General features: G+C 58.7%; 12 protein-coding genes and 1 tRNA gene. 6 read left to right on the forward strand and 7 right to left on the reverse strand.

Annotated features, from left to right (window positions below):
* The first annotated feature begins 26 nt into the window (after positions 1 to 26).
* The 3 genes from zwf to pgi all read left to right on the forward strand — a co-directional run bounded on the left by zwf (position 27) and on the right by pgi (position 3891).
* A complete protein-coding gene (gene zwf, locus ACN0X0_RS05015) occupies positions 27 to 1481 on the forward strand; it encodes a glucose-6-phosphate dehydrogenase (protein ID WP_417278276.1) in 1455 nt (484 codons plus the stop codon).
* The gene (gene pgl, locus ACN0X0_RS05020; RefSeq protein ID WP_417278277.1) at positions 1478 to 2149 is read left to right on the forward strand and encodes a 6-phosphogluconolactonase; all 672 of its coding nucleotides are present in this window, start codon (positions 1478 to 1480) and stop codon (positions 2147 to 2149) included. Before zwf ends, pgl begins: the two co-directional genes overlap by 4 nt.
* A gap of 119 nt (positions 2150 to 2268) precedes the next feature.
* Complete coding sequence (gene pgi, locus ACN0X0_RS05025) at positions 2269 to 3891, forward strand: glucose-6-phosphate isomerase (RefSeq protein WP_417278278.1); 1623 nt, start codon at positions 2269 to 2271, stop codon at positions 3889 to 3891.
* A gap of 34 nt (positions 3892 to 3925) precedes the next feature.
* Here pgi and ACN0X0_RS05030 read toward each other — a convergent pair whose 3' ends face one another.
* Both ACN0X0_RS05030 and ACN0X0_RS05035 read right to left on the reverse strand, forming a co-directional pair.
* Entirely contained in the window at positions 3926 to 4219 is a 294-nt protein-coding gene (locus tag ACN0X0_RS05030; protein ID WP_417278279.1) for an SCP2 sterol-binding domain-containing protein, read from the reverse strand.
* 66 nt (positions 4220 to 4285) lie between these two features.
* The gene (locus ACN0X0_RS05035) at positions 4286 to 4813 is read right to left on the reverse strand and encodes a DUF2938 family protein (RefSeq protein ID WP_417278280.1); all 528 of its coding nucleotides are present in this window, start codon (positions 4811 to 4813) and stop codon (positions 4286 to 4288) included.
* On the opposite strand from ACN0X0_RS05035, the gene ACN0X0_RS05040 reads away from it, so the two are divergent.
* Positions 4807 to 5304, forward strand: coding sequence for a helix-turn-helix domain-containing protein (locus ACN0X0_RS05040; RefSeq protein WP_417278281.1), 498 nt, complete (start codon positions 4807 to 4809; stop codon positions 5302 to 5304). The genes ACN0X0_RS05035 and ACN0X0_RS05040 overlap by 7 nt on opposite strands.
* Before the next feature lie 51 nt (positions 5305 to 5355).
* On the opposite strand, the gene ACN0X0_RS05045 is transcribed toward ACN0X0_RS05040, so the two are convergent.
* The 3 genes from ACN0X0_RS05045 to ACN0X0_RS05055 all read right to left on the reverse strand — a co-directional run bounded on the left by ACN0X0_RS05045 (position 5356) and on the right by ACN0X0_RS05055 (position 6960).
* Positions 5356 to 5429, reverse strand: a tRNA-Gly gene (locus ACN0X0_RS05045).
* A 156-nt stretch (positions 5430 to 5585) separates the two neighbouring features.
* A complete protein-coding gene (locus ACN0X0_RS05050; protein WP_417261099.1) occupies positions 5586 to 6215 on the reverse strand; it encodes a fasciclin domain-containing protein in 630 nt (209 codons plus the stop codon).
* A 169-nt stretch (positions 6216 to 6384) separates the two neighbouring features.
* Positions 6385 to 6960, reverse strand: a complete 576-nt coding sequence (locus tag ACN0X0_RS05055) for an rRNA large subunit pseudouridine synthase E (protein WP_417278282.1) — start codon at positions 6958 to 6960, stop codon at positions 6385 to 6387.
* Between the two features lie 200 nt (positions 6961 to 7160).
* Between ACN0X0_RS05055 and ACN0X0_RS05060 the strand changes: the two genes are divergently transcribed.
* Complete coding sequence (locus tag ACN0X0_RS05060) at positions 7161 to 8273, forward strand: Ppx/GppA phosphatase family protein (RefSeq protein WP_417278283.1); 1113 nt, start codon at positions 7161 to 7163, stop codon at positions 8271 to 8273.
* Positions 8274 to 8359: 86 nt separating this feature from the next.
* Here ACN0X0_RS05060 and ACN0X0_RS05065 read toward each other — a convergent pair whose 3' ends face one another.
* On the reverse strand, positions 8360 to 8917 hold the full coding sequence (locus ACN0X0_RS05065; RefSeq protein WP_226553562.1) for a YSC84-related protein: 558 nt from the start codon (positions 8915 to 8917) through the stop codon (positions 8360 to 8362).
* Positions 8918 to 9058: 141 nt separating this feature from the next.
* Entirely contained in the window at positions 9059 to 10057 is a 999-nt protein-coding gene (hemB, locus tag ACN0X0_RS05070; RefSeq protein WP_417278284.1) for a porphobilinogen synthase, read from the reverse strand.
* A 175-nt stretch (positions 10058 to 10232) separates the two neighbouring features.
* On the opposite strand from hemB, the gene ACN0X0_RS05075 reads away from it, so the two are divergent.
* Entirely contained in the window at positions 10233 to 10760 is a 528-nt protein-coding gene (locus ACN0X0_RS05075; RefSeq protein ID WP_417278285.1) for a component of SufBCD complex, read from the forward strand.
* Position 10761: the final 1 nt, after the last annotated feature.

The raw sequence follows: 10761 nt of genomic DNA on the forward strand, positions 1-10761 counted from the left end.
CGGGCAAGACGAAAAGGAACACAGATATGGTCTCACGCGTCATTCCGGTCGATGATTTCGATCTGGTGATTTTCGGCGGCACGGGGGATCTGGCCCGACGCAAGATCTTGCCGGGGCTTTATCGCCGATTCTGTGCCGGTCAGATGCCGGAGACGGCGCGGATCATCGGCGCTGCGCGCTCCGAACACAGTCCGGATGAGTTTCGCCAGATGGTGCGCGAGGCGATCCTTGAGTTTTCCTCGAAAAACACCTGTGACGAGGGACAGATCGGCACGTTTCTGAAGCGCCTCGATTATGTGCAGGTCGACGCGCGCGGCGACGGTGGCTGGGACGACCTCAAGGGCATGATGCGCAAGGACGTGATCAAGGCCTATTATTTCTCCGTCGCGCCCTCGCTATTCGGTGACATCGCGGAACGATTGATGAGCTATGGCATCGCCGATGAGGCGGCGCGGATCGTGGTCGAGAAACCCTTTGGCCGCGATCTCAAAACCGCCAAGGCGCTCAATCGTTCTCTGGCGCAACACTTTGACGAAACACAGATTTATCGCATCGACCATTACTTAGGCAAAGAGACGGTGCAGAACCTCATGGCGGTGCGGTTTGGCAATATTCTGTTCGAGCCTTTGTGGAATTCGCAATATGTCGATCACATCCAGATCACCGTAGCGGAGACCGTGGGCGTCGGCGGACGGGGCGAATATTACGACCGCTCGGGCGCGATGCGCGACATGGTGCAAAACCACCTGATGCAGCTCTTGTGTCTGATCGCGATGGAGCCGCCGTCGCGGTTCGATCCGGACGCGGTGCGTGACGAAAAGCTGAAAGTGATCCGCGCCTTGGAGGCGATCGATCACCACCACATCGTGCGCGGCCAATATGACGCCACCGACGATCAGCCGTCGTACCGTGAGGATGCGGGCGATCCGCGCTCGCGCACCGAAAGTTTCATCGCGCTGCGGTGCATGATTTCCAACTGGCGGTGGGCGGGCACGCCGTTTTATCTGCGCACCGGCAAGAAGCTCAAGGCGCGCACCTCAGAGATTGCGGTGATGTTCAAGGACGCGCCGCATTCGATCTTTGGCGAGGAGGCCGGGCGGCATGCCAACGTGCTGTCGATCCGGCTCCAGCCGAATGAGGGCATGACGCTGAAGGTTACGATCAAGGAGCCGGGACCGGGCGGGATGCGTCTGATCGACGTGCCTTTGGACATGTCTTTCGCCGAGGCTCTGGGCGAAGATGCCGAAGAGATTACAGATGCTTACGAGCGGTTGATCATGGATGTCATCCGCGGCAACCAGACGCTTTTCATGCGCGGCGACGAGGTCGAAGCGGCCTGGGCCTGGACCGATCCGCTGATTGAGGGCTGGGAGGCGCGCGGCGATGTGCCGAAGCCTTACGATGCCTATTCCTCAGGCCCCGAAGAGGCGGCGATCATGTTGCACCGCGAGGGGCGCCGCTGGCGGGAGATCAAGGAATGAAGTTCATCGAATACCCCGACCGCGATGTGATGTTGTTGGATCTGGCGAATAAGATCGCAGGCGAATTGCGCATGGGGTTGGAGGCGCAGGAGCGGGTGAGCTTTTGCGTGCCCGGTGGCACGACGCCCGGACCGGTGTTCGACACGCTCTCGGCTGTGTCGCTGGACTGGGACCGCGTCGACGTGCTGTTGAATGACGAACGCTGGGTGCCGGAAAGCTCTGAGCGCTCCAATACCGCGCTGTTGAAACGGCGCTTGCTGGTCGGGAAGGCCGCGGACGCGCATCTCGTGCCGCTTTACCGCGATGTGCCGACGCCCGAAGAGGGCTTGGACGCGTTGATGCCAGCGATTGAGGCGGTCTTGCCGCTCAATGTGCTTTTGCTCGGCATGGGCGCCGATATGCATACCGCGAGCCTGTTTCCCGGCGCCGATCAGTTGGAGCTTGGCCTCTCAGACGAGGCGCCCACGCTTTTGGCGATGCGGGCGCCCGGTGCGCCGGAACCCCGGATCACGCTTTCGGCCAAGGCGCTCAAATCGGCGATCTCGACGCATATCCTGATCACCGGCGCGGAAAAACGCGCGGCTTTGGAGCGCGCGCAGGAGCTTGATGAACTGGACGCGCCGGTGAAGGCCGTGCTGTCGCAAGCGACTGTGCATTGGGCAGAGTGACGTTTGTTCCGCGAAAATGCCCTGACGAATTCAGGAAGCTTTAGCGAGACTGTAATACTTTCGCTATAAGCGAAGAGGACCAATGACATGGGTGTGACAGGACCCAAGAAGGAGACGATATGACCGTTGATTTTTCCGCTCTCAAATCCTTGGCAGAGGCGGCGAAGTCGCGTCATATTCTCGATCTTTTTGCCGCAGATGAGGGCCGCGCCGCCGGGTTTTCAGTGTTGAGCGACGGTCTTTTGTTCGATTATTCCAAGACGAATATCGACGCGGAGACGCGCGAAGCGCTGTTCGATCTGCTGGAGCAATCGGGCCTGAAAGACAAACGTGCCGCGATGTTCGAGGGAGCCAAGATCAACGACACCGAGGGGCGCGCCGTGCTTCATACTGCGCTGCGCAATCTCGATGGCGAGCCTGTGATGGTCGACGGCAAGGATGTCGTGCCCGGCGTGCGCCATACGCTGGCGCGGATGGACGATTTCGCGGACCGGGTGCGGCGTGGCTCTATTGCCTCTGTGTCGGGTGTTCCGTTTGAGCATATCGTCAACATTGGCATCGGCGGCTCCGATCTGGGGCCTGTGATGGCCTATGAGGCGCTTCAGCCCTATGTCGATGGCCCGCGCTGTCATTTTGTGTCCAACGTCGATGGCGCGCATATCCATGACGTCCTGTCGGGCCTCAATCCGCAGACCACGCTGATCATCGTGGCGTCGAAAACCTTTACCACCATCGAAACCATGACCAACGCCAAAACCGCGCGAGACTGGTTGGTGAAATCCGTGGGCGAAGAAGGTGTGGCGAAGCATTTCGCAGCTCTTTCCACCGCGCGTGACAAGACGGCGGAGTTCGGCATCGATCCCGATCTTGTCTTCGGTTTCGAAGATTGGGTCGGCGGGCGCTATTCCGTTTGGGGACCGATCGGGCTGTCTTTGATGATCGCCATCGGCCCGCAGAAATTCGCTGACTTCCTGCGCGGCGGGCAGGCGATGGATGTGCATTTTCAGAGCGCCGATTGGATCGACAACCTGCCGGTGCTTTTGGCGCTGGTCGGCGTCTGGCACAATCAGGTCTGCGGCTATGCCACCCGTGCAGTTCTGCCCTATGAGCAACGTCTGCTGCGGCTTCCGGCCTATTTGCAGCAGCTCGAGATGGAATCGAACGGCAAACGTGTGGCGATGGATGGATCGACCTTGCCGTTTGACAGTGGCCCTGTGGTCTGGGGCGAGCCGGGCACCAACGGTCAGCACGCCTTCTATCAGCTGATCCATCAGGGCACGCGGGTGATCCCTTGTGAATTCATGGTCGGCCGCTTTGGTCATGAGCCGGGTCTGGCGCATCAGCACGAGCTGCTGGTCTCCAACTGTCTGGCGCAATCGGAGGCCTTGCTGCGCGGCAGATCTTTGGAAGAAGCCACTGAGATCATGAAGAAAAAGGGTTTCGAAGGCGCGGAGTTGGACCGTCAGGCGCGACATCGCGTGTTCCCCGGCAACCGGCCGACGACCACGCTCGCCTATGAGAAACTGACGCCTTATGTCTTGGGGCAAATCGTGGCGCTCTATGAGCACCGGGTGTTTGTCGAAGGCGTGATCCTCGGCATCAACTCCTTCGACCAATGGGGCGTGGAACTGGGCAAAGAGCTGGCGCTGGCGCTGCAACCCGTATTGGCTGGCGAGGCCGATGGCGCGGGTAAGGATGGCTCCACGATTCAGCTCGTCGACTACCTCAAGATGAACTCCTAAGCATCAGATATTGAGGTTTTAAATGTCGGCGCGCTCAGCCAAAGAGCGCGCCGAATTTCATCGCCGTTTTGGCGTCGCCTGTGATCTTGAGCTTGCCGAACATCGCGGCTTTCATCGGGTTCAACTCACCTTTGAGGATCTTCTCAAACGTCGGTTGATCCGCGATGATCGCACAATCGGCGCGGTCGTCGGAAATCTCCGCCGTATCGCCTTTGATGATCAGATTGCCGATCTCCTTGATCCTGAGCGACACGGATTTTTCGAAATTCTCGCCTTTGAGTCGCTCCAAAAGTGCGGCCTTGGCCGTGTCCAGAAAATCAGTTGTCATGTTGAAATCCTCCCTCTGACATCAGCCGTAGCCGGGAGAGGCGGCTGCGCAAAGCGAAACCCTGCGTCACATCGATGGGTGGATCATGCGCCATATCTGAGCGACCACAAACAATCCGAGACCGAAGGACAAATGCGCCACGAAGCTGCGCCAGCGAACCAAGGCCGGATTGGGTGTGTGTCTTGCGGCGAGGCCAAAGCCAAAGACTGGGTGCAGGAACAGATAGGGTGCCAGCACCGTGACTGCCCCCATCATCATCGCCGCTCCAAAGAGGGTCGCGGCGGGCAGGGCGATCCACTCAGCGCCGACCACCCACAGCCAAAGCGCGGCGAATCCAATGCCGATGAGATAATGCAATGTCCATCCGACACTTGTTTCGCCACGCAGGGACGCGCTGGCTTGGATCGGATGATGAATTATCTGCCCGCGAAGCAGTCCAAGCGCCCATCGGCCGACCAAGGCGTAGTCGAGCGAGGGGACCGCCCAAAATCGGTGCCGCAGCAGGGCTACGGTATCCATGAACAAGGTGGCGCCGACCCCAAGAACGGCGGCCTCGCCCCAAAGGGGCTGCGACCAGGAAATCTGATATGTCACGTGCGATGCTTTCTTTTGATGTCAGAAGCACCTATTCTGCCACTTTAAGTCGACTTGAGGTCAAGAGCATGGTTTTGGATATTTCAGAAGTTGCGAAACGCAGCGGATATCCGGCATCAACACTTAGATATTATGAGGAAAAAGGACTGATTTCATCGGTAGGGCGGCGCGGATTGCGGCGATTGTTCGAGGAGCAAGTACTTGAGACGCTGGATGCGATCAGCCTGGCACGTTGGGCCGGGTTCTCACTTGATGACATACGCGATTGGATGACGCTTGACGGTCAGATTCAGGTTAAGAGAGCCGAACTTACACAGCGCGCCGAAGAGATAGAGGTTCACGCCAAGCGATTGATGTCGTTGGCACAAATGGTGCGTCATACAGCATATTGTCCAGAGCGGGATCATTTTTCCTGCCCGGAATTTCAGCGCATGTTGCGTGCCGCGCGCCGCCACAAACCGACACAGAAAAGCGTCCCGACAAGAGATTGATCCCTGATCGGTTAGCGGAGGGCAAAGCCTACAAAACAATCTGTGGAAATTTGGAGCGGGTAACGGGAATCGAACCCGTAACTAAAGCTTGGGAAGCTGCCGTGATACCTTTTCACCATACCCGCGGTGACGATTTACCTAAGCAAAGCCAAGGGGGCGGTCAAGGGAATTTGCAGCCGCCAAAGATGAAAAAGGGCCATCCCCGAAGGGACGGCCCTCATGCTCAGGAGTTGGACCATACCTGAGACTTATAGCTTACGGTGCGCGCCTTGCGACACACCTTATGACACGGGCATCAACACACCATCGACAAAGTACATCACGCCGTTGGACTGCTCGACGTCTTTCGCAAGCGTGGTCACGATGTTGCCGGCTGCGTCACGCAGGACAAGCTCTTCGCCCGTGCCTTTTTCGACGCGGATCGGGTCGCCGGACACCGTGGTCAGGGTCACGATGTTGTTGTCGTAATCGACCTGAACGTTGGCGGGGATTGCGACGCGATCCGGGGCCTCATCCGACGCCAGAAGGTCGTCGATCATCTGCGGCGTGAACTCGCCTTCGATCAGGTGGGCGTTGATCACATCCTGAAGCATCTCGCGGTTTTCCGGCAACAAAAGCTCATCCACGGCACCGGCAGGAAGTGCAGCAAAGGCGTCGTTGGTCGGAGCAAACAGCGTGTACGGGCCTTCATCCATCAGCTCATCGGCCAGACCAGCGGCCTGCACAGCGGCGATCAGCGTGGTGAGGTTCTGCACCTTCATCGCGTTGTCGGCGATGGTGGCGTTTTCGTCGAGAGCCTGTTCGTTGATGATCTCTGCGCCATTCACGGCCTCTTGGGCAAAGGATGCCATAGGGGCAACAGCCATCAGAGCGGCGGTGGACAGGGCGAGAAATTTACCAGGGGTTTTCATAAGAAACTCCAATTCGTTGTTCTTCACATGTGGCACAAGCGGCGGTCCCGCTGGCCTTCTGGGGGATCAACTCAGGGAGGCTTTGAAAAGTTTCGCGGTTTCCGTTCACATGTTTTTCAACATAAGTTTCGGAACTTTTCGTGATGTTTGCTCTAGGAGGCGGGCGCTTTTAGCGTGTGAAGGGGGCTGCCTTTGGGTCCTCGTCACGCCAGGCGCCTGTGGCGAGATCGTTCAAATGCCACGGCCCGATGGACAGGCGGATAAGCCGCAACGTCGGAAACCCCACGGCGGCGGTCATCCGGCGCACCTGACGATTGCGGCCTTCGGAGATGGTCAATTCAAGCCAGCTGTCAGGCACGGATTTGCGGTAGCGCACCGGCGGCGTGCGCGGCCAGAGCCAGTCGGGTTCTGAGACGCGCTTGGCACGGGCAGGGCGCGTCATACCGTCTTTTAACTCGACACCCCGTTTGAGCTGCGCCAAAGCCTCCTCCGTCAGATCGCCCTCGACCTGCGCCAGATAGGTCTTTTCCATCTTGTGGCGCGGGTTTGAAATCCGGGCCTGAAGTTTGCCGTCATCCGTCAGCAATAAAAGCCCCTCGCTGTCGCGATCCAGGCGACCTGCTGGGTAAACCTTTGGAATATTGATGAAATTCGACAGGGTTTGACGCGTCGTGCCCTCGGTGCCCTTATCTGTGAACTGCGACAGCACGTCGAAAGGTTTGTTAAAGGCAATCAGTCGCGCCATGTCGAGGTCCTGACATTTAAACGGTGAAAAGACGAAGTTTGACGCAGGACATAAAAGAAAGCCCCGACAAAAGAAAGCCGATGTGCCAATGCGCACACTTAGTCTCAGAACATTGTGATAATGTGCAGTCATCAGAACACTTGCCCGACGCGCGAAATTTCGCTTATGGTGGGGATAACTTGATATGGAGGGCGTGACCAATGACGCCCAAGCGTCCCAATGGTGCGGGCGCGTTCCCGAAAGCGGTCGAGCCTCTCGCACCCAAACCCGCCGATCCGGCCGAGCTTTATGCCGCGCTGGATCTAGGCACAAATTCGTGCCGCATGTTGATTGCCCAACCGAAGGGCAGCCAGTTTCATGTGGTCGACAGTTTCTCGAAATCGGTCCAGCTCGGCAGCGGGTTAGAGGCCTCTGGTCGACTGTGTCGCACGTCGATCTCGCGCACGATCCAGGCTCTCAGGGTCTGTCGCAAAAAGCTCGAGAAACACGATGTCAAACATATGCGCCTCGTGGCGACAGAGGCTTGTCGCCGTGCGCGCAATACCCGCGACTTCCTGCGCCGGGTGCAACGCGAGACCGGGCTAAAGCTTGAGATCATCAAGCCGGAGGAAGAAGCGCGTCTGGCGGTGATTTCCTGTGCACCTTTGGTCTCGACGAAAACCGAACAGCTATTGGTGGTCGACATCGGCGGCGGCTCGACGGAGCTTGTCTGGATCGACCTGACCAATGTGCCGCGCGCCGAGCGTCCGCGGTCGATCATGCGGCTGCACACCGGGTTCCAGAATTCCGACAGCCGCTTTCCGCACGCGAAGGTCGTCGATTGGATTTCCGTGCCTCTGGGGGTCGCCACGCTGATGGAGCAATTCTCCGACGTCGAAGACGACGCCGCACGCTTTGCGCTCATGTCTTGGTATTTCGAAGAAAAGTTGGCCGATTTCGCGCCCTATGCCAATGAGGCCTGCCGCGAAGGCTTTCAGATCATCGGCACCTCGGGGACGGTGACCACGGTGGCCGCCTCGCATCTGGGGTTGAAACGCTATGACCGCAATAAGGTCGATGGGCTGCGCATGACCTCGGAACAGATTGACCGGGTGATCCGCGACTATCTCGAACTTGGTCCGGAAGGGCGCAAACGTGACCCGCGCATCGGGCGCGACCGGCAGGAATTGATCATGTCCGGCTCCGCGATCCTTCAGGCTTTGCTGCGCATCTGGCCGACAGATCGTCTTTCCGTGGCCGACCGTGGCCTGCGCGAAGGCCTGCTCTATGCCCAGATGTCTGCGGACGGCGTGCTTGAGGAATCCGTGCCCTAATGTCTCCGCCATTTTTCCTGGTGAAAATACTCAAATAAAAAGCGGGCCTTGGCCCGCTTTTTTCATGCAATACTTTAGCTGCGAGATCAGGGAATAATCCGGGTGTATTTCGTGCCCTCGACCGTCGCGCCTGCGATCAGGCCTGCTTGCCCGAAGACCACCGCAATCACCGGCGACAGCGAGGTCATGGTTTCCGCAGAGAGGTTTTCGCCGCGGTTGGAGATCGCATATTCCATATCGGCACCAGCGGACCAGCCCGGGGAATTGCGGAAATCGGCCAGGGCTTCGTTGGTCATGAAGAACAGCACGTGAGCATATTGCTGGGCGCCGATCTGCAACCCAAATGTGGCCTGCGTGGAGGAATAGTAATCCACCGTCGCGCCACCCACACGCAGAGCACCGCGTCCGTAGGAGCCGCCCACACCAAAGCCCGCCTTGGTGATCAGCGGCATCACCAGCATGCCGACGGATTTGTCGCGCAGGGTCTGGGTGCCGGGGTAGTCGGAATAGAGATAGGTGAGCGTGCTGTCGACGCGGGCGTCGATCGTGGCCGATCCGTTCGACCGCATGGAGTTGTCGCAGGCGGCCAAAAGACCGGCGCTGCCCAGACCGATCATAAAGGTCCGGCGATTGGAAATCGTCATGAGGGGTATCCCTTTGCTGCTATGCCTCTGTGGGCTCTGATCGGCCCGATTGCGTATACTATAACCGCAATCTTTCGCCTATGTCATCGGCAAAACACCACCTATGGTGTGCTTCGGTGAGGTTTTGCCGATCTGTAGCCGTTATTTTGCGAGCAGTTTTGCAGATTCGGGCGCGAAATAGGTCAAAATCCCGTTGCAGCCCGCGCGTTTGAAGCACATCAGGCTTTCCAGCACGATCTTTTCGCGATCGAGCCAGCCGTTCTGGAACGCGGCGGCCAGCATCGCGTATTCGCCGGAGACCTGATAGGCGAAGGTCGGCACTTTGAATGTGTCCTGAACGCGGCGGCAGACGTCGAGATAGGGCATCCCGGGTTTCACCATGACCATATCGGCGCCTTCCAACAGATCGCGCTCGACGAGGCGCAGGGCTTCGTCCGTGTTGGCAGGGTCCATCTGATAGGTCTTTTTGTCGCCTTTGAGCGCACCGGAGGCACCGACCGCATCGCGGAAAGGCCCGTAAAAGCCGGAGGCATATTTCGCGGCGTAGGACATGATCGAGACCTTGTCGAAGCCCTCGGTTTCCAAAGCGCGGCGAATGGCGCCGATGCGCCCGTCCATCATGTCCGACGGCCCGATGATGTCGGCGCCCGCCTCAGCCTGAGCGACCGACATTTTAACCAAAGCCTCGACGGTCATGTCGTTGACGATCTCGCCGTTCACCACATAGCCGTCGTGGCCGTTGATATTGTAGGGGTCCAAGGCCACGTCCGTCATGATCGCCAGTTCCGGCACCTCGGCCTTCACCGCCCGGATCGCCCGGTTCACTAGGTTGTCCGGGTCCCAGGCGCCCGCGCAATCTTCGGTCTTGAGCTCCGGTTCGATGTAGGGAAAGAGGCAAATCGCGGGAATGCCAAGCGCATAGGCTTCGGCTGCGGCCTTCACCAGCCGGTCGATGGTGAGGCGTTCGACGCCGGGCATCGAGGCAATTGGTGTGGCTTCATTCACCCCTTCGCGCACAAACACCGGCCAGATCAGATCTTCGACCGACAGGTGGTTCTCTCGCACGAGACCGCGCAGCGCCTCCATCTTACGTGTGCGACGCAGGCGGGTCAGCGGGAAGGGGGCAGTGGTGCGGGTCATGGGGACGGCCTCAGGTTGCGATATTTCCTTTGGGGTGGCATGGATTTTCCGGCGCTTCAAGGGTAGGAATCGGGGATCGGGACCTCTAACCTGTTCAAAAGAGTGGGAGGGGTCCGAAAACCCTGCGACATTTGCGCGCCACGATACAGATAACACGACAGAAAAGAGCAGCGCCTTGGATTTCTACGCAACCATCTTCGAAGTGATCGATGTGCGGTCTTTTTCGAATATGTGGTACTGGATCGCTTTGGCGGTGCTCTGGTCCACGGCTTCGCATTTCGTCTTGGGCGTGCCCTTCGATCTGGCGCTCAAGGCCAAACGTCAGGGTGGCGACCGGATGCGCGATCTCGAAGATCTCGTCCGGATCAACTGCGGGCGGTTGTCGAACATCGCCGAAGTGTCCGGGCTGGTGCTGACGGCTTTGGCCAGCGCCTTGATCGTCATTCTGGCAATCACCGGCTTTGGCTATGGGCTGCAATTCTCGCAGGCGGTGTTCATGATGGCTTTCCCGATGATTTTCGTCGGCGCGCTCAACATCCGCACGGCACAAAAGATCATCAAGGAAGAGACCAAGGGCGACGCCCTTGTCGCCGAGTTGCGTCGGCATCGGTTTTATGTCCAGTTGATCGGCATGTGTTCGATCTTCGTCACCGCCATGTGGGGCATGTATCAGAACATCGCCATTGGGCCGTTGGGGGGCTAAC

Origin of the sequence: Celeribacter sp. (genome assembly GCF_048270365.1) — a bacterium.
Classification (GTDB): domain Bacteria; phylum Pseudomonadota; class Alphaproteobacteria; order Rhodobacterales; family Rhodobacteraceae; genus Celeribacter.

Bases quoted from the DNA above. Each gene is read 5' to 3' on its own strand.
- zwf (WP_417278276.1), top strand. From the start codon at position 27: ATGGTCTCACGCGTCATTCCGGTCGATGATTTCGATCTGGTGATTTTC.
- pgl (WP_417278277.1), top strand. From the start codon at position 1,478: ATGAAGTTCATCGAATACCCCGACCGCGATGTGATGTTGTTGGATCTG.
- pgi (WP_417278278.1), top strand. From the start codon at position 2,269: ATGACCGTTGATTTTTCCGCTCTCAAATCCTTGGCAGAGGCGGCGAAG.
- ACN0X0_RS05030 (WP_417278279.1), bottom strand. From the start codon at position 4,219: ATGACAACTGATTTTCTGGACACGGCCAAGGCCGCACTTTTGGAGCGA.
- ACN0X0_RS05040 (WP_417278281.1), top strand. From the start codon at position 4,807: ATGTCACGTGCGATGCTTTCTTTTGATGTCAGAAGCACCTATTCTGCC.
- ACN0X0_RS05050 (WP_417261099.1), bottom strand. From the start codon at position 6,215: ATGAAAACCCCTGGTAAATTTCTCGCCCTGTCCACCGCCGCTCTGATG.
- ACN0X0_RS05055 (WP_417278282.1), bottom strand. From the start codon at position 6,960: ATGGCGCGACTGATTGCCTTTAACAAACCTTTCGACGTGCTGTCGCAG.
- ACN0X0_RS05060 (WP_417278283.1), top strand. From the start codon at position 7,161: ATGACGCCCAAGCGTCCCAATGGTGCGGGCGCGTTCCCGAAAGCGGTC.
- ACN0X0_RS05065 (WP_226553562.1), bottom strand. From the start codon at position 8,917: ATGACGATTTCCAATCGCCGGACCTTTATGATCGGTCTGGGCAGCGCC.
- hemB (WP_417278284.1), bottom strand. From the start codon at position 10,057: ATGACCCGCACCACTGCCCCCTTCCCGCTGACCCGCCTGCGTCGCACA.